General features: G+C 63.9%; 23 protein-coding genes and 1 pseudogene. 22 read left to right on the plus strand and 2 right to left on the minus strand.

Annotated elements, in window-relative coordinates; all coding sequences use genetic code 11:
• Positions 1 to 7: 7 nt before the first annotated feature.
• The 10 genes from pyrR to APH25_RS00765 all read left to right on the plus strand — a co-directional run bounded on the left by pyrR (position 8) and on the right by APH25_RS00765 (position 10,708).
• Positions 8 to 526, plus strand: a complete 519-nt coding sequence (pyrR, locus tag APH25_RS00720) for a bifunctional pyr operon transcriptional regulator/uracil phosphoribosyltransferase PyrR (protein WP_028631930.1) — start codon at positions 8 to 10, stop codon at positions 524 to 526.
• A gap of 12 nt (positions 527 to 538) precedes the next feature.
• Positions 539 to 1,543, plus strand: a complete 1,005-nt coding sequence (locus tag APH25_RS00725) for an aspartate carbamoyltransferase catalytic subunit (RefSeq protein WP_060480747.1) — start codon at positions 539 to 541, stop codon at positions 1,541 to 1,543.
• A complete protein-coding gene (locus APH25_RS00730) occupies positions 1,540 to 2,811 on the plus strand; it encodes a dihydroorotase (protein WP_060480748.1) in 1,272 nt (423 codons plus the stop codon). Before APH25_RS00725 ends, APH25_RS00730 begins: the two co-directional genes overlap by 4 nt.
• 189 nt (positions 2,812 to 3,000) lie before the next feature.
• Positions 3,001 to 3,531, plus strand: coding sequence for an ATP-dependent protease subunit HslV (gene hslV, locus APH25_RS00735; RefSeq protein ID WP_023533032.1), 531 nt, complete (start codon positions 3,001 to 3,003; stop codon positions 3,529 to 3,531).
• A 76-nt stretch (positions 3,532 to 3,607) separates the two neighbouring features.
• Positions 3,608 to 4,951 carry an ATP-dependent protease ATPase subunit HslU gene (hslU, locus tag APH25_RS00740; protein WP_028631933.1) on the plus strand — a complete coding sequence of 448 codons (1,344 nt, stop codon included), beginning with the start codon at positions 3,608 to 3,610 and terminating at the stop codon, positions 4,949 to 4,951.
• A 147-nt stretch (positions 4,952 to 5,098) separates the two neighbouring features.
• The gene (locus APH25_RS00745; RefSeq protein ID WP_060480749.1) at positions 5,099 to 5,476 is read left to right on the plus strand and encodes a gamma-butyrobetaine hydroxylase-like domain-containing protein; all 378 of its coding nucleotides are present in this window, start codon (positions 5,099 to 5,101) and stop codon (positions 5,474 to 5,476) included.
• A 268-nt stretch (positions 5,477 to 5,744) separates the two neighbouring features.
• A complete protein-coding gene (phaC, locus tag APH25_RS00750; RefSeq protein ID WP_060480750.1) occupies positions 5,745 to 7,424 on the plus strand; it encodes a class II poly(R)-hydroxyalkanoic acid synthase in 1,680 nt (559 codons plus the stop codon).
• Between the two features lie 61 nt (positions 7,425 to 7,485).
• Positions 7,486 to 8,337, plus strand: coding sequence for a poly(3-hydroxyalkanoate) depolymerase (phaZ, locus tag APH25_RS00755; RefSeq protein WP_060480751.1), 852 nt, complete (start codon positions 7,486 to 7,488; stop codon positions 8,335 to 8,337).
• 45 nt (positions 8,338 to 8,382) lie between these two features.
• Positions 8,383 to 10,065: a class II poly(R)-hydroxyalkanoic acid synthase gene (gene phaC, locus APH25_RS00760; protein WP_060480752.1), complete on the plus strand. Its 1,683-nt coding sequence runs from the start codon at positions 8,383 to 8,385 to the stop codon at positions 10,063 to 10,065.
• A 13-nt stretch (positions 10,066 to 10,078) separates the two neighbouring features.
• Positions 10,079 to 10,708, plus strand: coding sequence for a TetR/AcrR family transcriptional regulator (locus APH25_RS00765; RefSeq protein WP_060480753.1), 630 nt, complete (start codon positions 10,079 to 10,081; stop codon positions 10,706 to 10,708).
• A gap of 125 nt (positions 10,709 to 10,833) precedes the next feature.
• Here the strand turns inward: APH25_RS00765 and APH25_RS00770 are convergent, their stop codons facing one another.
• Complete coding sequence (locus tag APH25_RS00770; RefSeq protein WP_060480754.1) at positions 10,834 to 11,496, minus strand: phasin family protein; 663 nt, start codon at positions 11,494 to 11,496, stop codon at positions 10,834 to 10,836.
• 168 nt (positions 11,497 to 11,664) lie between these two features.
• Positions 11,665 to 11,940 carry a polyhydroxyalkanoic acid system family protein gene (locus APH25_RS00775; protein WP_028631940.1) on the minus strand — a complete coding sequence of 92 codons (276 nt, stop codon included), beginning with the start codon at positions 11,938 to 11,940 and terminating at the stop codon, positions 11,665 to 11,667.
• Positions 11,941 to 12,064: 124 nt separating this feature from the next.
• Here APH25_RS00775 and ubiE point away from each other — a divergent pair, with 124 nt between their 5' ends.
• From ubiE to APH25_RS00830, 12 genes and pseudogenes are all read left to right on the plus strand, one after another.
• Positions 12,065 to 12,835, plus strand: coding sequence for a bifunctional demethylmenaquinone methyltransferase/2-methoxy-6-polyprenyl-1,4-benzoquinol methylase UbiE (gene ubiE, locus APH25_RS00780; protein WP_028631941.1), 771 nt, complete (start codon positions 12,065 to 12,067; stop codon positions 12,833 to 12,835).
• The gene (locus APH25_RS00785) at positions 12,835 to 13,458 is read left to right on the plus strand and encodes an SCP2 domain-containing protein (protein WP_028631942.1); all 624 of its coding nucleotides are present in this window, start codon (positions 12,835 to 12,837) and stop codon (positions 13,456 to 13,458) included. Before ubiE ends, APH25_RS00785 begins: the two co-directional genes overlap by 1 nt.
• On the plus strand, positions 13,455 to 15,074 hold the full coding sequence (gene ubiB, locus APH25_RS00790; protein ID WP_060480755.1) for a ubiquinone biosynthesis regulatory protein kinase UbiB: 1,620 nt from the start codon (positions 13,455 to 13,457) through the stop codon (positions 15,072 to 15,074). Before APH25_RS00785 ends, ubiB begins: the two co-directional genes overlap by 4 nt.
• A gap of 71 nt (positions 15,075 to 15,145) precedes the next feature.
• On the plus strand, positions 15,146 to 15,538 hold the full coding sequence (gene hisI, locus APH25_RS00795) for a phosphoribosyl-AMP cyclohydrolase (RefSeq protein WP_028631944.1): 393 nt from the start codon (positions 15,146 to 15,148) through the stop codon (positions 15,536 to 15,538).
• A 1-nt stretch (position 15,539) separates the two neighbouring features.
• Positions 15,540 to 15,875, plus strand: coding sequence for a phosphoribosyl-ATP diphosphatase (locus tag APH25_RS00800; protein WP_028631945.1), 336 nt, complete (start codon positions 15,540 to 15,542; stop codon positions 15,873 to 15,875).
• A gap of 49 nt (positions 15,876 to 15,924) precedes the next feature.
• Entirely contained in the window at positions 15,925 to 16,206 is a 282-nt protein-coding gene (locus APH25_RS00805; protein WP_028631946.1) for a twin-arginine translocase TatA/TatE family subunit, read from the plus strand.
• A gap of 3 nt (positions 16,207 to 16,209) precedes the next feature.
• Complete coding sequence (gene tatB / locus APH25_RS00810) at positions 16,210 to 16,587, plus strand: Sec-independent protein translocase protein TatB (RefSeq protein WP_028631947.1); 378 nt, start codon at positions 16,210 to 16,212, stop codon at positions 16,585 to 16,587.
• The gene (gene tatC / locus APH25_RS00815) at positions 16,584 to 17,372 is read left to right on the plus strand and encodes a twin-arginine translocase subunit TatC (RefSeq protein WP_060480756.1); all 789 of its coding nucleotides are present in this window, start codon (positions 16,584 to 16,586) and stop codon (positions 17,370 to 17,372) included. The genes tatB and tatC overlap by 4 nt, the downstream gene beginning before the upstream one ends.
• Positions 17,369 to 18,076, plus strand: coding sequence for a 16S rRNA (uracil(1498)-N(3))-methyltransferase (locus tag APH25_RS00820; RefSeq protein ID WP_060480757.1), 708 nt, complete (start codon positions 17,369 to 17,371; stop codon positions 18,074 to 18,076). Before tatC ends, APH25_RS00820 begins: the two co-directional genes overlap by 4 nt.
• 217 nt (positions 18,077 to 18,293) lie before the next feature.
• Positions 18,294 to 19,238: pseudogene (locus APH25_RS26150) on the plus strand (methyl-accepting chemotaxis protein); the annotation flags it as partial.
• A gap of 141 nt (positions 19,239 to 19,379) precedes the next feature.
• Complete coding sequence (locus APH25_RS26155; RefSeq protein WP_371262488.1) at positions 19,380 to 20,093, plus strand: methyl-accepting chemotaxis protein; 714 nt, start codon at positions 19,380 to 19,382, stop codon at positions 20,091 to 20,093.
• A 153-nt stretch (positions 20,094 to 20,246) separates the two neighbouring features.
• Positions 20,247 to 22,190: a methyl-accepting chemotaxis protein gene (locus APH25_RS00830; RefSeq protein WP_028631951.1), complete on the plus strand. Its 1,944-nt coding sequence runs from the start codon at positions 20,247 to 20,249 to the stop codon at positions 22,188 to 22,190.
• Positions 22,191 to 22,299: the final 109 nt, after the last annotated feature.

The raw sequence follows: 22,299 nt of genomic DNA on the forward strand, positions 1-22,299 counted from the left end.
GCCTGTTATGAGCCTACCCGATCCCGCCGCGCTGATTCGGCAGATGGCGGTCGACCTGCGTGCCCATCTGGCACGCCGCGGCATCACCGAGCCGCGCTATATCGGTATCCGTACGGGCGGCGTCTGGGTTGCCCAAGCCCTGCAGGAAGCCATGGGCGACGCCAGCCCCATGGGTGCCCTGGACGTTTCGTTCTACCGCGACGACTTCAGCCAGAACGGCCTGCACCCGCAGGTACGCCCTTCCGAGCTGCCGTTCGAGGTCGAGGGCCAGCACCTGGTGCTGGTGGATGACGTGTTGATGAGCGGCCGTACCATCCGCGCCGCCCTGAACGAACTGTTCGACTACGGCCGCCCGGCCAGCGTTACCCTGGTCTGCCTGCTGGACCTGGACGCAGGCGAGCTGCCCATTCGCCCGAATGTGCTGGGTGCCACCCTGTCACTGGCGGCCCATGAACGGGTAAAATTGTCCGGACCCGCACCGCTCGCCCTCGAGCGCCAGGACCTCGCCCCCGCTTCCGCCCTTTAAGAGTCCCCCGCGATGACGCCAATCGACGCCAAGCGCCCGCTGCAGCTCAATGACCAGGGCCAGCTGCGCCACTTTCTCTCGCTCGACGGTTTGCCCCGCGAACTGCTCACCGAAATCCTCGACACCGCCGACTCCTTTCTCGAAGTGGGCGCCCGGGCGGTGAAAAAAGTCCCGCTGCTGCGCGGCAAGACCGTGTGCAACGTGTTCTTCGAAAACTCCACCCGTACCCGCACCACCTTCGAACTGGCGGCCCAGCGGCTTTCGGCCGACGTGATCAGCCTGAACGTGTCGACCTCCTCGACTAGCAAGGGCGAAACCCTGTTCGACACCTTGCGCAACCTGGAGGCCATGGCCGCCGACATGTTCGTGGTGCGCCATTCCGACTCTGGCGCTGCGCACTTCATCGCCGAACACGTGTGCCCGGAAGTTGCCGTGATCAACGGTGGCGACGGTCGCCATGCGCACCCGACCCAGGGCATGCTCGACATGCTCACCATCCGTCGGCACAAGGGCAGCTTCGAGAACCTGTCGGTGGCCATCGTCGGCGACATCCTGCACTCGCGCGTGGCCCGCTCCGACATGCTGGCGCTCAAGGCGCTGGGTTGCCCGGACATCCGCGTGATCGGCCCGAAAACCCTGATCCCCATCGGTATCGAGCAGTACGGCGTCAAGGTTTATACCGACCTCGCCGAAGGCCTGAAGGATGTGGACGTGGTGATCATGCTGCGCCTGCAGCGTGAGCGCATGGCCGGCGGCCTGCTGCCCAGCGAAGGCGAGTTCTACCGTCTGTTCGGCCTGACCACCGCACGCCTGGCCGGCGCCAAACCCGACGCCATCGTCATGCACCCCGGGCCGATCAACCGTGGCGTGGAGATCGAGTCGGCAGTGGCCGACGGCAAGCATTCGGTGATTCTCAACCAGGTTACCTACGGCATCGCCGTGCGCATGGCCGTGCTGTCCATGGCAATGAGCGGGCAAAACGCCCAACGTCAATACGACCAGGAGAACGCCCAGTGACCCTCAGCATTCTCGGCGCACGGGTCATCGACCCTGTCAGTGGCCTGGACCAGGTCACCGACCTGCACCTGGACGGTGGCCGCATCGCCGCCATTGGCGCAGCACCGGCCGGCTTCAGCGCCAGCCGCACGATCCAGGCCGATGGCCTGGTCGCCGCACCGGGCCTTGTCGACCTGGGCGTGTCTCTGCGCGAGCCGGGCTACAGCCGCAAGGGCACCATCGCCAGTGAAACCCGGGCCGCCGTAGCCGGCGGCGTCACCAGCCTGTGCTGCCCGCCACAAACCAAGCCGGTACTGGATACCTCGGCCGTGACCGAGCTGATCCTGGACCGTGCCCGGGAAGCGGCCAACAGCAAGGTGTACCCTATCGGTGCCCTGACCAAGGGCCTGGAAGGCGAGCAACTGGCCGAACTGGTCGCCCTGCGCGACACCGGCTGCGTGGCGTTCGGCAACGGCCTGAAGGAAATCCCCAACAACCGCACCCTGGCGCGGGCGCTGGAATATGCTGCCACGTTCGACCTGACCGTGGTGTTCCACTCCCAGGATCGCGACCTGGCCCAGGGCGGGCTGGCCCACGAAGGCGCCATGGCCAGTTTCCTTGGCTTGCCGGGCATCCCGGAAACCGCCGAAACCGTGGCCCTGGCGCGCAACCTGTTGCTGGTGGAACAGACCGGTGTGCGCGCCCATTTCACCCAGATCACCAGCGCCCGTGGCGCACGCCTGATCGCCCAGGCCCAAGGCCTGGGGTTGCCGGTGACCGCCGATGTGGCGCTTTACCAGCTGATCCTCACCGACGAATCGCTGCGTGAGTTTTCCAGCCTCTACCACGTGCAGCCACCGCTGCGCACCGCTGCCGACCGCGATGGCCTGCGCGAGGCGGTAAAGGCCGGGGTGATCCAGGCGATTTCCAGCCATCACCAGCCCCATGAGCGCGATGCCAAGCTGGCGCCGTTCGGTGCCACAGAGCCTGGCATCAGCAGCGTAGAGCTGTTGCTGCCGCTGGCCATGACCTTGGTGCAGGACGGCCTGCTCGACCTGCCGACCCTGCTGGCGCGCCTGAGCAGCGGCCCGGCGGCGGCCATGCGCCTGCCGGCCGGGCAGTTGCAGGTTGGGGCTGCAGCCGACCTGGTGCTGTTCGACCCGCAAGCCTCCACCTTGGCAGGTGAGCAGTGGTACTCCCGTGGCCAGAACTGCCCGTTCATCGGCCACTGCCTGCCAGGCGCGGTGCGTTACACGTTGGTCGACGGCCATATCTGCCACGGAGCCTGACCAGCAGCCGCAAGCTGCAAGCCTTAAGCGGCAAGCGGCAAGCGGCAAGCGGCAAGCTGCAAGAAAAAGTCGGCACGGCGCCGAACCGCTTTTTCTTGCCGCTTGCCGCTTAAAGCTTGAAGCTCAGCCAACCCACCCCCATATGAGTCTGCATCAGGCACTTTCGCCCCGCTGCGTGGAGACTCTCCCTTGACCACCATCGTTTCTGTTCGCCGTAATGGCAAAGTCGTCATGGGCGGCGACGGCCAGGTATCGCTCGGCAATACCGTGATGAAAGGCAACGCCAAGAAGGTGCGCCGCCTGTACCACGGCCAGGTCATCGCAGGCTTCGCCGGTGCCACCGCCGATGCCTTCACCCTGTTCGAGCGCTTCGAAGGCCAGCTGGAAAAACACCAGGGCCACCTGATACGCGCCGCCGTCGAGCTGGCCAAGGAATGGCGTACCGACCGCTCGTTGAGCCGCCTGGAAGCCATGCTGGCTGTGGCCAACAAGGACGCCTCGCTGATCATCACCGGCAATGGTGACGTGGTCGAGCCCGAGGATGGCCTGATCGCCATGGGTTCCGGCGGTGCCTACGCCCAGGCTGCAGCCCGCGCCCTGCTGAACAAGACCGACCTTTCGGCCCGTGAAATCGCCGAAACCGCCTTGAATATCGCCGGTGACATCTGCGTGTTCACCAACCACAACCTGACCATCGAGGAGCAGGACCTGGCCGAGTGATCAGCTGTTCTGGCGCCCCGCCCCGGTGGCAGGGCTTTTCCACGCTGATCCCACTCGCCCGAGGACCGTACCCATCATGTCCATGACCCCCCGCGAAATCGTCCACGAACTCAACCGCCACATCATCGGCCAGGACGACGCCAAGCGCGCCGTGGCCATTGCCCTGCGCAACCGCTGGCGGCGCATGCAACTGCCTGCCGAGCTGCGCGCCGAGGTGACGCCCAAGAACATTCTGATGATTGGCCCAACCGGTGTCGGCAAAACCGAAATCGCCCGTCGCCTGGCCAAGCTGGCCAATGCGCCGTTCATCAAGGTCGAAGCCACCAAGTTCACCGAAGTGGGCTACGTTGGCCGCGACGTGGAGTCCATCATCCGTGACCTGGCCGATGCCGCGCTGAAAATGCTGCGCGAGCAGGAGATCATTCGCGTACGCCACCGTGCCGAAGACGCCGCCGAAGACCGCATTCTCGATGTCTTGCTGCCGCAGGCGCGCCCTGGCAGCTTCAGCGAGGAAGCCGCACAGACGAGTAACGATTCCAACACCCGCCAGCTGTTCCGCAAGCGCCTGCGCGAAGGCCAGCTGGACGACAAGGAAATCGAGATCGAAGTGGCTGACGCCGTCGGTGTCGAAATTGCTGCACCACCCGGCATGGAAGAAATGACCAATCAGCTGCAGAGCCTGTTTGCCAATATGGGCAAAGGCAAGCGCAAGACCCGCAAGCTGAAGGTGAAAGAGGCGCTGAAAATGGTCCGCGACGAAGAAGCGGGCCGCCTGGTCAACGAAGAAGAGCTCAAGGCCAAGGCGCTGGAAGCTGTCGAACAGCACGGTATCGTGTTCATCGACGAAATCGACAAAGTGGCCAAGCGTGGCAACGTTGGCGGTGCCGATGTATCCCGCGAGGGCGTGCAGCGCGACCTGCTGCCGCTGATCGAAGGCTGCACGGTCAATACCAAGCTGGGCATGGTCAAGACTGACCATATCCTGTTCATCGCCTCGGGCGCGTTCCACCTGAGCAAGCCGAGCGACCTGGTGCCGGAGCTGCAAGGCCGCCTGCCGATCCGTGTGGAACTCAAGGCGCTGACCCCGGAAGACTTCGAACGCATCCTGCGCGAACCACACGCCTCGCTGACCGAGCAGTACCAGGCGCTGCTCAAGACCGAGGGGCTGAACATCGAGTTCGTCGCCGACGGCATCAAGCGCCTGGCCGAGATCGCCTACCAGGTCAATGAAAAGACCGAAAACATCGGTGCCCGCCGCCTGCATACCCTGCTCGAACGCCTGCTGGAGGAAGTTTCGTTCAGCGCAGGCGACCTGGCCAGCACCCATGACGAAGCGCCGATCCTGATCGATGCCGCCTACGTGAACGGCCACCTCGGCGAACTGGCCCAAAACGAAGACCTCTCCCGCTACATCCTCTAAAGCTGCAAGTGGTTAGCTGCAAGCGACAAGCTGAGATGCGTCGCTTGCAGCGGCTGTTTTCTTCAGGTCGATTACGGATGGCTTGAATATCACGGCTCGAAGCTTGAAGCTTGAAGCTTGCCACTTGAAGCTCAAAAAGAGGATGTTATGGCTCGCATGCCTACCGCCATCAACCTGCATAAAGCCTCGAAAACCCTCAGCCTTACCTATGGGGCTGACGAGGTGTACCACCTGCCTGCCGAGTTTTTGCGCGTGCACTCGCCTTCGGCCGAGGTGCAGGGGCATGGCAATCCCATCCTGCAATTTGGCAAGATCAATGTCGGCCTCAGTGGCCTGGAGCCTGCCGGGCAGTATGCCCTGAAGCTCACCTTCGACGACGGCCACGACAGCGGCCTGTTCACCTGGGAATACCTGGAGCAACTGTGCCTGCGCCAGCAAGCGCTGTGGGCCGAGTACCTCGACGAACTGCACAGGGCCGGCAAGTCCCGCGACCCCGCCGAGTCCGTCGTCAAGATCATGCTCTAGGCTGCGCCTCCTAGCCTTTTCTGCGCACCCTCCCTCCTCGTCTGCTTGACTGTAGTGCAGGCCGCCCTGTGCAGGGCTGTCTTGCGCATTACATGAAACTGGGGTAACCAATGTAGGTGGCCATTTACCTGCACCCCCCCTGCCGGCAAGCAGAATGCTTGCAGCACCGCTGATCCTTATCACTGGTTACCCGAGCAGGCGTACCGGGCTCAGGGCTGTGCTTGCCCTACAGCAGCGGTACTCGTCTCAGGACAACGGAGCGTCGTAGATGAGTAGCAAGAACAATGATGATCTGCAGCGGCAGGCCTCGGAAAACACCCTTGGCCTGAACCCGGTGATCGGCATCCGGCGCAAGGACCTACTGAGCTCGGCGCGCACTGTGCTGCGCCAGGCCATACGCCAACCGCTGCACAGTGCCAAGCACGTGGCCCATTTCGGCCTGGAACTGAAAAACGTGCTGCTGGGCAAGTCGAGCCTGGCCCCGGAACAGGACGACCGCCGCTTCAACGACCCGGCATGGAGCCAGAACCCGCTGTACCGCCGCTACCTGCAAACCTACCTGGCCTGGCGCAGCGAGCTGCAAGACTGGATCGCCAGCAGCGACCTGTCGCCCCAAGACATCAGCCGAGGGCAGTTTGTCATCAACCTGATGACCGAAGCCATGGCCCCTACCAACACCCTGTCCAACCCAGCTGCGCTTAAGCGCTTCTTCGAAACCGGCGGCAAGAGCCTGCTCGATGGGCTGTCGAACCTTGCCCGCGACGTGGTGCATAACGGCGGCATGCCCAGCCAGGTGAACATGAAGGCCTTCGAGGTGGGCAAGAACCTGGGCACCAGCGAAGGCGCCGTGGTGTACCGCAACGATGTGCTCGAGCTGATCCAGTACAGCCCCATCACCGAACAGGTGCATGCGCGGCCCTTGCTGGTGGTGCCCCCGCAAATCAACAAGTTCTATGTGTTCGACCTGAGCCCGGAAAAGAGCCTGGCGCGGTTCTGCCTGCGCTCGCAACAGCAGACCTTCATCATCAGCTGGCGCAACCCGACCAAGGCCCAGCGCGAATGGGGCTTGTCCACCTACATCGATGCGCTCAAGGAAGCCGTCGATGCGGTGCTGGCCATCACCGGTAGCAAGGACCTGAACATGCTCGGTGCCTGCTCTGGTGGCATTACCTGTACAGCCCTGCTGGGCCACTACGCCGCCCTGGGCGAGCACAAGGTCAACGCCCTGACGCTGCTGGTGAGCGTGCTCGACACCACCGTCGATACCCAGGTGGCGTTGTTCGTCGACGAGCAGACCCTGGAGGCTGCCAAGCGCCACTCCTACCAGGCCGGCGTGCTGGAAGGCAGCGACATGGCCAAGGTGTTCGCCTGGATGCGCCCCAACGACCTGATCTGGAATTACTGGGTCAACAACTACCTGCTGGGCAACGAGCCTCCGGTCTTCGACATCCTGTTCTGGAACAACGACACCACGCGCCTGCCGGCAGGCTTTCATGGTGACCTGATCGAGATGTTCAAGAACAACCCGCTGACCCGCCCCGGTGGCCTGGAAGTCTGCGGCACGGCCATCGACCTCAAGCAGGTGCAGTGCGACATCTTCAGCGTGGCTGGCACCGCCGACCACATCACCCCCTGGCAGTCGTGCTATCGCTCGGCGCACCTGTTCGGCGGCAAGGTAGCGTTCGTGCTGTCCAACAGCGGGCATATCCAGAGCATTCTCAACCCGCCGGGCAACCCCAAGGCGCGCTTCATGACCGGGGACGACCGCCCCGGCGACCCGGTGGCCTGGCAAGAGAACGCCATCAAGCATGCCGACTCCTGGTGGCTGTACTGGCAGGGCTGGCTGGCCGAACGGGCCGGCGAGCTGAAAAAGGCCCCCACCCGCCTGGGCAACCGCACCTACCCAGCCGGCGAGGCCGCACCCGGCACCTACGTTCACGAACGTTGAGCCATTGCCCGTGGCGCGCTGCATGGCGCCACGGTGTCTACTTCACCCAAGAGCCACGCGCATGCCGCAACCCTATATTTTCAGAACGGTCGAGCTGGACAACCAGTCCATCCGTACCGCCGTTCGCCCGGGCAAACCCCACCTCACACCCCTGCTGATCTTCAACGGGATTGGCGCCAACCTGGAACTGGTCTTTCCGTTCATCGAAGCGCTGGACCCGGACCTGGAGGTGATCGCCTTCGACGTCCCCGGTGTCGGGGGCTCATCGACACCGCGCCATCCCTACCGCTTCCCGGGGTTGGCCAAGCTCACCGCACGCATGCTCGACTACCTCGATTACGGCCAGGTCAACGTCATCGGCGTGTCCTGGGGCGGCGCGCTGGCCCAGCAGTTCGCCCACGACTACCCCGAGCGCTGCAAGAAGCTGGTGCTTGCCGCCACCGCAGCCGGCGCGTTCATGGTGCCGGGCAAGCCCAAGGTGCTGTGGATGATGGCCAGCCCCCGCCGCTACATCCAGCCGTCTCACGTGCTGCGTATCGCCCCGCTGATCTACGGCGGCGGGTTCCGCCGTGACCCGGATCTGGCCCTGCATCACGCCGCCAAGGTGCGCTCCGGCGGCAAGACCGGCTATTACTGGCAACTGTTCGCCGGGCTTGGCTGGACCAGCATCCACTGGCTGCACAAGATCCGCCAGCCTACCCTGGTGCTGGCCGGCGACGACGACCCGCTGATCCCCCTGATCAATATGCGCCTGCTGGCCTGGCGTATTCCCAATGCCCAGCTACACATTATCGACGACGGCCACCTGTTCCTGATTACCCGGGCCGAAGCAGTGGCCCCGCTCATCATGAAGTTCCTGGAGCAGGAGCGTCAGCGCGCCGTGATGCACCCGCGCCCCGCCTCGGGCGGTTGATCGCCACACGCTTAGCCGCAAATGGAGTGCACAAGGAGTGTTGCCATGACAGACAAACCGGCCGCAGGCACCCGGGCGCCCCACACCGTCGAACTGCAGATGGAAAATGCCATGGTCGGCCTGCGCGGCCGGGACCTGGTATCCACCCTGCGCAGCGTCGGGCGCCATGGGCTGCGCCACCCATTGCACACCGCCGGCCACCTGCTGGCGCTGGGTGGCCAGTTGGGCCGGGTGCTGCTGGGGGACACACCCCACCAGCCCAACCCGCGCGATGGCCGTTTCAGCGACCCCACCTGGCGCGAAAACCCGCTTTACCGCCGCGGCCTGCAAGCGTGGCTGGCGTGGCAGGGACAAACCCGGGCGTGGATCGACGAAAGCCACCTGGACGAGGACGACCGGGCCCGGGTGCACTTTCTGTTCAACCTGCTCAACGACGCCCTGGCACCGAGCAATTCGCTGCTCAACCCCCAGGCCGTGAAAACCCTGTTCGATACCGGGGGGCAGAGCCTGGTGCGCGGCGCCGCTCAACTGCTCGAGGACCTGCGCCACAATGGCGGGCTGCCGCGCCAGGTGGACGAGCGCGCCTTCGAAGTGGGCAGCAACCTGGCGACCACCCCTGGCAGCGTGGTGTTTCGCAACGACGTGCTGGAGCTGATCCAGTACCAGCCCATGAGCGAAAAGCAGCATGCGCGCCCGCTGCTGGTGGTGCCGCCCCAGATCAACAAGTACTACATCTTCGACCTCAGCCCGGCCAACAGCTTCGTCCAGTACATGCTCAAACACGGTTTGCAGGTGTACATGGTCAGCTGGCGCAACCCCGACGCCCGTCACCGCGAATGGGGGCTGTCCAGTTACGTGGCGGCGCTTGAAGCAGCGCTCAACGCCTGCCGCAGCATCAGTGGCAGCCGTGACCCCAACCTGGTTGGCGCCTGTGCAGGCGGCCTGACCATGGCCGCGCTTCAGGGCCACCTGCAAGCCAGGCAACAATTGCGCCGGGTGCGCAGCGCCACCTACCTGGTCAGCCTGCTGGACAGCGCGTTCGACAGCCCCGCCAGCCTGTTCGCCGACGAGCAAACCATCGAGGCTGCCAAACGCCGCTCCTACCAGCGTGGGGTGCTCGACGGTGCTGAAGTCGCGAGGATATTCGCCTGGATGCGGCCCAACGACCTGATCTGGAACTACTGGGTCAACAACTACCTGCTGGGCAAGACGCCCCCGGCCTTCGACATCCTCTACTGGAACGCCGACAACACCCGCCTGCCGGCCGCGCTGCATGGCGACCTGCTGGACTTCTTCAAGCTGAACCCGCTGACCCGGCCGGGGGGGCTTGAGGTGTGCGGTTCGTCCATCGACCTGCAGCAGATCAACATCGACAGTTTCACAGTGGCCGGCAGCAACGATCACATCACCCCGTGGGACGCGGTGTATCGCTCGGCAACCCTGCTGGGCGGCAAGCGCCGCTTCATACTCGCCAACAGTGGGCATATCCAGAGCATCATCAACCCCCCAGGCAACCCCAAGGCGTATTACCTGGACAACCCGCAGCTGCCGGGCGACCCACGTGCCTGGTTCCATGATGCCCAGCGCAGCGAGGGCAGCTGGTGGCCGCTATGGATGACGTGGATAAAAGCGCGCTCAGGCCCGCTCAGGCCGCCCAAAGGCCTACCGGGCAACGCCACCTACCCGGCGCTGGGCCCTGCACCCGGTACTTACGTGTTGACCCGATGAGCGTACCGACCGCATGAAAACCCGCGACCGTATCCTTGCCTGCGCCCTGGCGCTGTTCAACGGCAAAGGCGAGCCTAACGTCTCCACGCTGGAAATCGCCAACGAGCTGGGTATCAGCCCGGGTAACCTGTATTACCACTTTCACGGCAAGGAGCCTTTGATACTGGAACTGTTCGAACGCTTCGAGGAAGCGTTGATGCCCTTGCTGGACCCGCCTGTGAACCTGCGCCTGGAGGCCGAGGACTACTGGTTGTTCCTGCACCTGATCGTGGAGCGCATGGCCGAGTACCGGTTCCTGTTCCAGGACATGTCCAACCTGGTGGGGCGCCTGCCCAGGCTGGCCCGTGGCATGCGCCGCCTGATCAACGCGCTGAAGCATACATTGGCGGCGCTGCTGGCGAGCCTCAAAGACCAGGGGCTGGTAGAGAGCGATACCCAGGCGTTGGGGCAGTTGGTGGAACAGATCACCCTGGCCTTGTTGTTCTCGCTGGATTACCAGCGGGTGCTGGGCCGCGAGGGGGATGTGGGGGTTGTGGTGTATCAGGTGATGCTGCTGGTGGCCCCGCACCTGCAACCTGCTGCCCGTGCTGCGGCTGAACACCTGGCGCAGGGTTATCTCAGGGGTGACAAGTGCCCACCTTGAGGGTGGTTTCGCCTGTGAGACAGAGCGCCGCCAGCGCGGCGCTCGATCTACGCCCCCACACAATCCAAGGCATACGCCTGGTAGCCATCACGCGGCCCCGGCCACCCCATGCAAACTGACTTGCGTCAGGCCTGTGGGCCCTCGCCAGCGGCAGTGGACGCCGTGGTGGTAGATGCCGCCGGGGCAGCCGCTGGCTTGGCCGAGGCTTTTCGGGTTGCAGGTTTTTTCGCAGCGGTGGTTTTTGCAGCAGCCGGCTTGGCGGCTGCAGGTTTGGCCGCCGCCGTCCTGATCGCAGGCTTGGCCGCTGTGGCCTTGGCCAGTGGCTTGGCGGCAGTGCCGGAAGCCGGTTTGGCGGCAGCGGCACGGGTAGAAGCTGGCTTGGCCGAAGCGCCGGTGAGCTTCTCGATCTGCTTGGTAAGGGCCTCTACCTGGCCTTGCAGGGCCTTGATCTCATTGCGGCTTGGCACACCCAGGCGCGAGATTGCACTGTTCAGGCGCTTGTCGAAGGCCTCTTCCAGTTCGCTCCATTTGCCCAGGGCCCGGTCCTTCACCCCTGCCACGCGCGAAGAAGCAGACGACTTGGCGGTGTCGGCCACGTCATCGGCAGCTTTCCTGGCCTTCTTTTCGGCCTTCTCACCATCCTTGACCAGGGAGTCGAACAGCTTGGGGCCGTCCTGATCGATTTTGGAATAGATGCCCAGCCCCGCCAGCCAGATCTTGCGGGAGTACTTCTCAACCCCCCCGACCCAGGAGCTACCGTCTTTTTCAGCGTTCTTCTTGCCAGCCATCCTGCTCTCCTTGTGGTTTACGCGCGCCTCAACGGAAGGTGTAGACGCAATACCCAGGCGCTTCAAGGCGCCACGTACCCGTGCGTCGTAACCGTGGGCCAAACCATCAAGGTAGGAGGTGAATTTAGAAACGTCACCCTAAGGTGAACAGCGCATGCGCACGGTGACTCACACCAGTGCCTTGTCCAGGGCGCGTTCGATCTCGCCCTTGATGGTGCCGCTCATCATCGACAGCATCATGCCCAGCTTCAGGTCGACACGAATGCTGTCTTCACCGATGTGCACACTACCGTTGGCGCCACTGCGGGCCACATCGACCCGGTCGCCGTTCCAGGTGGCCTTCAAGTCGTACTCGCGGCTGAGCTTGTCGACCAGCGCCTGCGCCTTGGCACGGGCGGCCTCACGGCCGAGGGTGTGTTTGCGTTCGACGCTGATCTGGGTCATGCAGGTGTTCCTGAAGATGTAGACATAATTGGCATTATGCCCGCCCCTGCCCAACGGCACACCCCGCCAAGACAAATCCGCGCGTTCGCCCTAGAATGGCGGTAATTTTTTTCGGTGAAGCGATATGAACGACCAGCGCAAAGGCGACCACGCCGAACCCACCACCCATTTTGGCTATCAGGATGTGCCTGAAAGCCAGAAGGCGAAAAAAGTCGCCGAAGTGTTCCATTCGGTAGCCGCCAAGTACGACCTGATGAACGACGTGCTTTCCGGCGGCATGCACCGCCTCTGGAAGCGCTTCACCATCGAATTGTCGGGCGTACGCACCGGCAACCGCGTGCTGGACATCGCCGGCGGCACGGGGGACCTGGCCGCCAAGTTCTCGCGCCTGGTCGGCCCGACTGGCCAGGTTGTATTGGCTGACATCAACGAGTCGATGCTCAAGGTGGGTCGCGACCGCCTGCTCGACCGTGGCGTGGCAGGCAATATCGAGTTCGTCCAGGCAGATGCCGAAAAGCTGCCCTTCCCCGACAACCACTTCGACTGCGTGACCATCGCCTTCGGCCTGCGCAACGTCACCCACAAGGAAGACGCCATCCGCTCGATGCTGCGGGTGCTCAAGCCTGGCGGGCGGCTGCTGGTGCTGGAATTCTCCAAACCGACCAACAAATTCATGTCCAAGGCCTACGACGCCTACTCGTTCGCCTTCATGCCGCTGGCCGGCAAGCTGATCACCAACGATTCGGAAAGCTACCGCTACCTGGCCGAGTCCATCCGCATGCACCCGGACCAGGAAACCCTCAAGGCAATGATGGTTGCAGCCGGCTTTGACCGCGTTACCTACCACAACATGACCAGCGGCATCGTTGCCGTGCACCGGGGGATCAAACCCTGATGCTGCTGGCCGGGCTGCTCGCCAGCGTGGAGCACGGGCTCAACCGCATCCTGCGCATGGACAGCACGGCCATGCCGCGCCTGGCTGCACTGGAGGGCAAGGTCATCGAGATCGACTGCCGGCAACCGGCCTTGCAGGTGTTCATCCTGCCGGACGAGCAGGGGCTGATGCTCGCCAGCAGTTGGGAAGGCAGCGTTGACTGCACCCTGCGCGCCCCCGCCGGCAGCCTCGCCCAACTGGCCCTGGCCCGGGACAAAACCGCCGTGCTGCATAGCCCTCAGGTGGAGCTGCACGGTGATACCGCTGCACTGCTCGACCTGTTCGGCATCCTCCAGGATCTGGAGCTGGACTGGGAACACGAGCTGCAGAACTGGCTGGGCCCCGTGCCCACTGCGCTGCTTGCAGGCCATGTTCGCCTGCGTGCCCGCTGGACACGCCAGAGCCTGGCCCGCTTGAGCCAGAGCCTGTCTGAATACCTGGCAGAAGAGTCACGTACACTGGTGGGCAAGCGCGAGGCCGAAGCGGCCTTCAGCGAAATAGACACCCTGAAGCTCGACACCGAACGCCTCGAGGCGCGCCTCAAACGCCTCTCCCGATCCCTTGATACCAGCGATAACGCATGAAGTTGCTCGCCGTCCGCCGCCTTTTCCGTATTCAGCGTGTCGTCATCCGGTACCGGCTGGACGACCTGCTGTTCGACTACCCGCTGCCTTGGTGGCTGATGAGCCTGCGCCTGCTGATGCCCTGGCGCTGGCTGCCCCGCCGCGCCAGCGAGCTCAGCCGCGGTGCACGCCTGCGCCTGGCATTGCAGGACCTGGGGCCTATTTTCATCAAGTTCGGCCAGCTGCTATCCACCCGCCGCGACCTGCTGCCCACCGACATCGCCGACGAGCTGATGCTGTTGCAGGACCGGGTACCGCCCTTCGACCCGCAGAAGGCCGTGGCACTGATCGAAGCGCAACTCGGCGCCACGGTTGCCGAGGTGTTCAGCCGTTTCGACGTGGAACCCCTGGCGTCTGCTTCGGTGGCCCAGGTGCATGCCGCACGCCTGAAAAGCGGTGAAGAAGTGGTGGTAAAGGTGGTGCGCCCCGGCCTTAAACCGGTAATTGCCGCCGATATCGCCTGGCTGTTCCTGATCGCCAAGGGCGCCGAGCGCATTTCTGCCGATGCCCGCCGCCTGCACCCGGTGGACGTGGTGTGCGACTACGAAAAAACCATCTACGACGAGCTCGACCTGCTGCGTGAGGCGGCCAACTCCAGCCAGCTGCGGCGCAACTTCGAAGGCTCCGACCTGATGTACGTGCCCCAGGTGTACTGGGACTGGTGCCGCCCCAAGGTGCTGGTGATGGAGCGCATCTACGGCGTGCCGGTCACCGACATGGCCACCCTGGCCGACCAGGGCACCGATATGAAGATGCTGGCCGAACGGGGTGTGGAGGTGTTCTTCACCCAGGTGTTCCGGGACAGTTTCTTCCACGCCGACATGCACCCGGGCAACATCTTCGTCAGCACCGTCAAGCCGTGGAGCCCGAAGTACATCGCCATCGACTGCGGCATCGTCGGCAGCCTGACCGACGAGGACCAGGACTACCTGGCGCGTAACCTGATCGCCTTCTTCAAGCGCGACTACCGCCGTGTCGCCCAGTTGCACATCGACTCCGGCTGGGTGCCTGCCAACACCAAGGTCAACGAATTCGAAGCCGCAATCCGTACGGTGTGCGAGCCCATCTTCGAAAAGCCGTTGAAGGACATTTCGTTCGGCCAGGTACTGATGCGCCTGTTCCAGACCGCGCGCCGCTTTAACATGGAAGTGCAGCCGCAACTGGTGCTGTTGCAAAAGACCTTGCTCAACATCGAGGGCCTGGGCCGCCAGCTGTACCCCGAGCTGGACCTGTGGAGCACTGCCAAGCCCTACCTGGAACGCTGGATGCGCGACCGCATGAGCCCCAAGGCCGTGCTCGGCAACCTGCATAGCCAGGTCGAACAGTTGCCGCACCTGGCCAACATGACCCGCGACCTGCTCGAACGGCTCTCGCAGCCGCACCTGCACGACCCACAATTGCCTGAACGGCGCCGCCAGGGTGACCACTGGGCACTGCGCCTGTTGGGTGCAGGCCTGTTGGGCGGCGGGGCGGTGCTGGCTGCCACTGCGGCCCAGGCCGGCAGCCTGGCGGCCCCTGCGGCGTGGCCGGCCTGGCTGATGCTGGCCGCAGGCCTTTACCTGGTCGTGCGCCAATAGCCAGCCGCGCCTGCGGCTGGCACACTAGCGCAAGGGCCCGGGACAGAAACGGGCCGGCTTTGGAGTCGACGATGAAAGACTGGCTGGACGAGATCAAGTGGAACAGCGATGGCCTGGTACCGGCCATCGCCCAGGACCACAAGACCGGACGCGTACTGATGATGGCCTGGATGAACCGCGAAGCGCTGGCCCTGACGGCCGCCGAGGAACGGGCTATCTACTGGTCGCGTTCGCGTGGCAAGCTGTGGCGCAAGGGTGAAGCGTCCGGCCACGTGCAGAAGCTGCATGAAATGCGCCTGGACTGCGATGCCGACGTGATCATCCTGATGGTCGAGCAACTGGGCCATATTGCCTGCCATACCGGTCGCGAAAGCTGCTTCTACCGCGTGTATCAAGGCGGCCAGTGGAAAACCGTCGACCCGGTCCTGAAAGACCCCGATGCCATCTACAGCGCAGGACACTGACATGAGCGACACCCTCAACCGCCTGGCCGAAGTGCTGGAAGAACGCAAGCAAGCGGCTCCAGACAGCTCCTACGTGGCCAGCCTGTACCACAAGGGTTTGAACAAGATCCTTGAAAAGCTCGGTGAAGAGTCGGTGGAAACCATCATCGCCGCCAAGGACGCCGCCATCAGCAAAGACTGCAGCGATGTCATCTACGAAACAGCCGACCTGTGGTTTCACAGCCTGGTGATGCTCAGTGCCCTGGGCCAGCACCCTCAGGCTGTGCTGGATGAACTGGAGCGGCGCTTCGGCTTGTCCGGGCACGACGAGAAGGCCGCGCGCCAGCCGTCTGCCTGACGGAAACACGGCCCGTACAGGGCCAATACACATTGTTCAGGAGTACGAAATGGGTATCTTTGACTGGAAACACTGGATCGTCCTGCTGGTCGTCGTGGTGCTGGTCTTCGGCACCAAGAAGCTGAAGAACTTCGGCAGCGACCTGGGCGAGTCGATCAAGGGCTTCCGCAAGGCCATGAGCGAAGAAGAGAACAAGCCGGCCGAGCCTACGCCACCGCCAGCCCAGCCTGTTCCCCCGGTGCAGCCGGTGCAGAACACCGCCCAGGCCAACCAGGGCCATACCATCGATGGTCAGGCACAGCCGGTCCACGAGCCGCAGCGGAAAGACTGACCTATGTTCGGCATCAGTTTCAGCGAGCTGCTGCTCGTCGGCCTGGTCGCGCTGCTGGTGCTCGGCCCCGAGCGCCTGCCGGGGGCGGCGCGCACGGCCGGCCTGTGGATAGGCCGCCTAAAGCGCAGCTTCAACAGCATCAAGATGGAAGTTGAGCGCGAAATCGGCGCCGACGACATCCGTCGCCAGCTGCATAACGAGCACATTCTGCAGATGGAAGAGGAAGCCAAGCGCATCCTCAACCCGAACGCCACACCCACGCAGCCCACGGTCACCACCGCCACCGTGCAGCCACCTGCGGGCCTGGAACCCAAGCCCAGCGAGCCGCCGGCCGCCCCGGCCACACCCTCCGAACCGCCACAACCGCCGCGAGTACCATGAGCGAGAACCCGGAACACGATCAGCCCATGCCGCTGGTTTCGCACCTTACCGAACTGCGCACCCGCCTGCTGCGTTGCGTGGCGGTCATTTTCCTGATTTTTGCCGGGTTGTTCTCCTTCGCCCAGCAGATCTACACCCTGGTGTCGGCGCCGCTGCGTGACCACCTGCCGGCCAACGCCACAATGATCGCCACCGACGTGGCTTCGCCGTTCCTGACCCCGTTCAAGCTGACCATGATCGTGTCGCTGTTCCTGGCGATCCCGTTCATCCTGCAGCAGATCTGGGGCTTTATCGCGCCGGGCCTGTACCGTCACGAAAAGCGCATCGCCATCCCGCTGCTGGTTTCCAGCATCCTGCTGTTCTATGCCGGCATGGCCTTTGCGTATTTCCTGGTGTTTCCGCTGATATTCGGCTTCTTTGCCAGTGCAACCCCAGAAGGCGTGTCGATGATGACCGACATCGCCAGCTACCTGGACTTCGTGATGACGCTGTTCTTCGCCTTCGGCGTGGCCTTCGAAATCCCCGTGGCCGTGGTGCTGCTGGTGTGGATTGGCGTAGTGGATGTGAAGTACCTGAAAAAGATCCGCCCCTACGTCATCATCGGCTGCTTCGTGGTGGGCATGGTGCTGACACCGCCCGACATCTTCTCCCAAACGCTGCTGGCAGTGCCCATGTGGCTGTTGTTCGAAATCGGCGTGCTGTGCGGCAGCCTGATTCGCAAGCGAAGCGCAGGTGAGCCAGACGCAGGCGACCACCAAGACCAGCCGCCTGCGACCCAACCGTGAACCTGTTGCTGCTTGAGGAGGCCGACTTCGTGTCGGCCGACCGTGTGGTACTCGCCGACCGGCGCTTTACCCACATGCAGCACATCCACCGCGTGGTGGAGGGTGATTCGCTGCGCGTGGGCCGCATCAACGGCATGATGGGCAAGGCCACGGTGGTGCGGCTGGCGCCGCACCAGGCTGAGCTTGAGGTCAGCTTCGACCAGCCGCCGCCGGCCAAACTGCCGCTGACCCTGGTGCTGGCCGTGCCGCGCCCGAAAATGCTGCGCAGGCTGTTCCAGACAGTTGCCACCCTGGGCGTGCCCAGGCTCATTCTGGTGAACAGCTACAAGGTCGAGAAGAGCTTCTGGCAAACGCCGTTCCTGCATCCTGACGCCATTCGCGAGAACCTGATACTGGGGCTGGAACAGGCACGTGACACCGTGCTACCCGAGGTCATCATCGAAAAGCGCTTCAAGCCGTTCGTTGAAGATCGCCTGCCCGCCATCGCAGCCGGCACCCTCGGGCTCGTCGGCCACCCCGGCCCCTACCCCGCCTGCCCACGGGCAGTGGAACAAGCAGTGACCCTGGCCATCGGCCCGGAGGGCGGCTGGATACCCTACGAGGTCGACCTGCTTGCCAACGCCGGCCTGGTGCCGGTGCAACTGGGTGATCGCATACTGCGGGTGGAAACGGCGGTCACCGCGCTCTTGTCGCGAATTTTCTGACAAGTTAGTCAGCATTTTCCACCATCAAGTTTCCCTCTCCCGGGCCGATGGCCTTGGCAACAACAATGAATCGTGCTGCCAAGCCGCCAGGGAGTTACCTATGAATCGATGGTTAACCCAGCTACTGGGAAACGTGAGCGTCATCCGCAAACTGGGGCTGGGTTTCGGCCTGGTCCTGCTGTTGACGCTGAGCACTACCCTGACTGGCTGGCACGGCATGGACAGCATCATTGGCCGCGGCGACAAGCTGGGCAACATCTCGCTGATCCAGCAATACACACAAGAACTGCGCATCGCCCGGCAGCAATACGAGCGCCAGCGCGACGAGGCCTCCATAGGCGAGCTGGACAAGGCCTTGGCCAACCTCGACCGGCAGGTGCAGTTGATGCTGGGGCAGATCGAGCAGCCTGCCGACCACCAGCGCCTCGAGCAGCAGCGCGATGCGGTTGCCGGTTATCAGCAGGCCTTCATCGCGTTGAAACAGGCCGGCCAGCGCCGCGAAGCCAGCCGCCAGGTACTGGGCGACAGTGCCGACAAGGCGGTGGAGCTGATCGGCCGCGTGCAACAGCGGTTGCTCGAAGCCGGTGACATTACCCCATACAACCAGGTGGTCACGGTCAGCAGCCTGCTGCAGCAGGCGCGCTTCCAGGTGCGCGGTTACACCTACAGCGGTAATGCCGAGTACCAGCAAACCGCGCTCAAGGCCATCGACCAGGCGGTGACAGAGCTGCGCGCACTGCCGGCCAGGCTGCCGGCCGAATACGCCGCAGGCCTGGACGACGCTGCGACCGCCATGGGCGGCTACCGCGATGCGGTGCTGCAGTTCGGCCAGGCCCAGGCGGCCAGTGCCCAGGCGTTGCAGGGCATGGTCGAACAAGGCGCCGTGCTGATGCAGACCAGCCAGGCCATGACCACCTCGCAGACAGCCGTGCGTGACGCAGCCGCCGCCCAGGCCAAAGTGCTGCTGGCCGTGGCCACCGTGCTGGCGCTGGCCCTGGGTTTGCTGGCCGCCTGGGCTATCACCCGGCAGATCATCGTGCCCCTGCGCGAGGTGCTGCGCAGTACCGAACGCGTAGCCAGCGGTGATCTCACCCTGGACGAGCAGCGCCCTCGCGGTGACGAACTGGGCCAGTTGCAAGCCAGCGTTCAGCGCATGACCCGCGGCCTGCGCGAGCTGATTGGCGGCATTGGCGACGGGGTTACCCAGATCGCCAGTGCGGCAGAGGAGCTGTCTGCAGTGACCGAGCAGACCAGTGCCGGCGTCAGCAACCAGAAGGTCGAGACCGACCAGGTCGCCACCGCCATGAACCAGATGACCGCCACCGTTCACGAGGTGGCGCGCAATGCCGAACAGGCCTCGGAGGCCGCGCTGATGGCCGACCAGCAGGCCCGTGAAGGGGACCGGGTGGTGAACGAGGCGGTGGCGCAGATCGAGCGCCTGGCCCGTGAAGTGGTCAACTCCAGCGAGGCCATGAGCCAGCTCAAGGGCGAGAGCGACAAGATCGGCAGCGTGCTGGATGTGATCAAGTCGGTGGCCCAGCAGACCAACCTGTTGGCACTCAATGCGGCCATCGAAGCTGCCCGGGCTGGTGAAGCCGGGCGCGGGTTCGCCGTGGTGGCCGACGAGGTACGCAGCCTGGCGCAACGCACCCAGCAGTCGACCGAAGAGATCGAAGAGTTGATCGCCGGCCTGCAAAGCGGCACTCAGCGTGTGGCCAGCGTGATGGACAACAGCCGCCAGTTGACTGACAGCAGTGTGGAGTTGACCCGCCGCGCCGGCACTTCGCTGGATACCATCACCCGCACCGTGTCGTCGATCCAGGCCATGAACCAACAGATTGCCACAGCCGCGGAGGAACAGACCGCCGTTGCCGAGGAAATCAACCGCAGCGTGATCAATGTGCGGGATATCTCCGACCAGACCTCGTCGGCCAGTGAGCAGACGGCCAGCTCCAGCGTGGAGCTGGCGCGGTTGGGCACGCACCTGCAGGGTTTGGTAGGCCGGTTCAGGCTATGATCCGGCAACGAGCATAGGTAATTCTTCGTACAGCACAGGGTGACGTTTCCTACCTGATTATCAGGTCAAGTCCTACACCTGCTCCGCCGATTGGCAAGGGTGTGATGCGCGCAAAGCGCTTGCATCCCCTTTCCAACCGAACGGAGACTCACCATGCTCGGCTACCTGAACCGCAAGCTCGGCAATATCAGCGTCGCAGCCAAGCTGGCCCTCGGCTTTGCCGTGGTCCTGCTGCTGACGCTGATCACCACCATCAGCGGATGGCGCGCCCTCGATGGCGCGATTGTCCGCTCACAGCAGCTCAGCGAAATAGGCCGCATCAACGACCTGACCAAGGACCTGCGCGCTGAACGCATCACTTACCGTGTGCTGAACGACGACACCAGCAAGGCACGCATCGCCAGCATTCTGGAGCAGCTGGACACCATGCTGACCACCCTGCAACAACGCAGCAGCGTGGAAGAATCGCGGCAGATCCTCACGGACAAACTCGCCCTGCTGCAGCAACTGCGCGGCGATTTTGCCGAGCTGCAACGCACAACGGCCAGCCGCAGCACACTGCGTGAAGCCATGCAGGCGCAACAGGAACGGCTCAATGCTGCCATCGACGAGCTGGAAACCCAGGCCCTGCTGAAGATGCCAGCGGACGGCCAGCAAGGCGGCATACTCGGCATGATGGACACCCTCAGCCGCCATGTGGAAAGCGCCAACCAGCAGAGCCTGATGCCCGCCTACACCTTCTCGCCCATGGAGGATTTCGCCAAGGTGGGCGACAAGGCGCTGGACGCCGCCGACACCAGCCTTGGCCAGTTGATCAAGGCCGTGGCCCCACTGGGCCTGCCCCGCACCGTGACGGAGCTGCCAGGCAGCGAGCTGGCCAGGTATCGGGCCGCCGTTGAGCAATACAGGCGTGCAGCTGTACGCGCCGAGCAACTGCAGAACAGCATGGAGAAAAAAGGCGACGAAATGCGCGCGGTCAGCCTGGAGCTGGGCAAACGCAAGGTGGAGCAGCGCGACCGTGAGGCGCTGGCTGCGCGTTCACTGCTTACCAGCGTCGCCCTGCTGGCGCTGGTAGTGGGTGTGATTGCCGGGTGGCTGATTACCCTGCAGATCACCCAGCCGCTGCGCCAGACCCTGGTGGTGGCGGCGCGCATCGCCAAAGGCGACCTGAGCCAGGTGGAAACCGTGCAGCGGCGTGACGAGATGGGCCAGTTGCAGACCAGCATGCGCGAAATGACCCTGAGCCTGCGCGAGCTGATTGGCGGCATCGACAAGGGTGTGGGGCAACTGTCCCAGGCTGCTACGCAACTGGCCGCCAGCAGCGAGGACACCAAGCTGCGGATCAGCCAGCAACGCGAAGAAACCGACCAGGTGGCCACCGCCATGAACCAGATGAGCGCCACGGTACAAGAGGTAGCGCAGAACGCTGAACAGGCCTCGATGGCCGCGACCAACGCTGACCAGCAGGCCCAGGAGGGCGACCAGGTGGTGGCTGAAGCCATCGGCCGTATCGAACAGCTGGCCGGGCAGATGGACCATTGCCTGGCAGCCATGCAGCACCTGGCCGGCGAAAGCCAGCGTATCGGCAGCATTCTGGACGTGATCAAGTCGGTGTCCGAACAGACCAACCTGCTGGCCCTCAATGCCGCCATCGAAGCGGCAAGGGCCGGTGAAGCCGGGCGCGGCTTCGCCGTGGTGGCCGATGAAGTACGCGGCCTGGCCCAGCGTACGTCCACCGCGACCGAAGAGATCGGCCAACTGATAGACAGCCTGCACAACGGCACCGATGAAGTGACCCGGTTGCTCGACAACAGCAAGAACCTCACCGAACAGAGCGTGGAACTGAGCCGCAGGGCCGGGCATGCGTTAAGCCAGATCACCGATACGGTGTCGAGCATCCAGGGCATGAACCAGCAGATCGCCACGGCCAGCGAGCAGCAGAGCGTGGTGGCCGAGCAGATCAACCGGAGCGTGCTGAATGTGCGGGATGCGTCCGATCAGACCAGCGTCGCCAGCGAGCAGACGGCCGAATCCAGCGGCGAGCTGGAACAGCTCGGCCAGCAACTACGCGGGATGGTGGGGCGTTTCAACATCTGAGGGGGTGAGGCAGCCCAGGTATGGGAGCAACTGTCTTACACAAAAACTCGAGGTCGTCGCAATTCTTGTGGGAGCGGGTTTACCCGCGAATGCTCTGCCTCTGCGTTCG

The organism is Pseudomonas sp. NBRC 111119 (assembly GCF_001320125.1).
Taxonomy (GTDB): Bacteria; Pseudomonadota; Gammaproteobacteria; order Pseudomonadales; family Pseudomonadaceae; genus Aquipseudomonas; species Aquipseudomonas parafulva.

Bases quoted from the DNA above. Each gene is read 5' to 3' on its own strand.
- APH25_RS00785 (WP_028631942.1), top strand. From the start codon at position 12,835: ATGCTGCTGGCCGGGCTGCTCGCCAGCGTGGAGCACGGGCTCAACCGC.
- phaC (WP_060480752.1), top strand. From the start codon at position 8,383: ATGACAGACAAACCGGCCGCAGGCACCCGGGCGCCCCACACCGTCGAA.
- phaZ (WP_060480751.1), top strand. From the start codon at position 7,486: ATGCCGCAACCCTATATTTTCAGAACGGTCGAGCTGGACAACCAGTCC.
- APH25_RS00775 (WP_028631940.1), bottom strand. From the start codon at position 11,940: ATGACCCAGATCAGCGTCGAACGCAAACACACCCTCGGCCGTGAGGCC.
- APH25_RS00765 (WP_060480753.1), top strand. From the start codon at position 10,079: ATGAAAACCCGCGACCGTATCCTTGCCTGCGCCCTGGCGCTGTTCAAC.
- hisI (WP_028631944.1), top strand. From the start codon at position 15,146: ATGAAAGACTGGCTGGACGAGATCAAGTGGAACAGCGATGGCCTGGTA.
- ubiE (WP_028631941.1), top strand. From the start codon at position 12,065: ATGAACGACCAGCGCAAAGGCGACCACGCCGAACCCACCACCCATTTT.
- APH25_RS00805 (WP_028631946.1), top strand. From the start codon at position 15,925: ATGGGTATCTTTGACTGGAAACACTGGATCGTCCTGCTGGTCGTCGTG.
- phaC (WP_060480750.1), top strand. From the start codon at position 5,745: ATGAGTAGCAAGAACAATGATGATCTGCAGCGGCAGGCCTCGGAAAAC.
- APH25_RS26155 (WP_371262488.1), top strand. From the start codon at position 19,380: ATGAACCAGATGACCGCCACCGTTCACGAGGTGGCGCGCAATGCCGAA.
- APH25_RS00725 (WP_060480747.1), top strand. From the start codon at position 539: ATGACGCCAATCGACGCCAAGCGCCCGCTGCAGCTCAATGACCAGGGC.
- APH25_RS00800 (WP_028631945.1), top strand. From the start codon at position 15,540: ATGAGCGACACCCTCAACCGCCTGGCCGAAGTGCTGGAAGAACGCAAG.
- tatB (WP_028631947.1), top strand. From the start codon at position 16,210: ATGTTCGGCATCAGTTTCAGCGAGCTGCTGCTCGTCGGCCTGGTCGCG.
- APH25_RS00830 (WP_028631951.1), top strand. From the start codon at position 20,247: ATGCTCGGCTACCTGAACCGCAAGCTCGGCAATATCAGCGTCGCAGCC.
- APH25_RS00745 (WP_060480749.1), top strand. From the start codon at position 5,099: ATGGCTCGCATGCCTACCGCCATCAACCTGCATAAAGCCTCGAAAACC.
- APH25_RS00770 (WP_060480754.1), bottom strand. From the start codon at position 11,496: ATGGCTGGCAAGAAGAACGCTGAAAAAGACGGTAGCTCCTGGGTCGGG.
- ubiB (WP_060480755.1), top strand. From the start codon at position 13,455: ATGAAGTTGCTCGCCGTCCGCCGCCTTTTCCGTATTCAGCGTGTCGTC.
- hslU (WP_028631933.1), top strand. From the start codon at position 3,608: ATGTCCATGACCCCCCGCGAAATCGTCCACGAACTCAACCGCCACATC.
- pyrR (WP_028631930.1), top strand. From the start codon at position 8: ATGAGCCTACCCGATCCCGCCGCGCTGATTCGGCAGATGGCGGTCGAC.
- tatC (WP_060480756.1), top strand. From the start codon at position 16,584: ATGAGCGAGAACCCGGAACACGATCAGCCCATGCCGCTGGTTTCGCAC.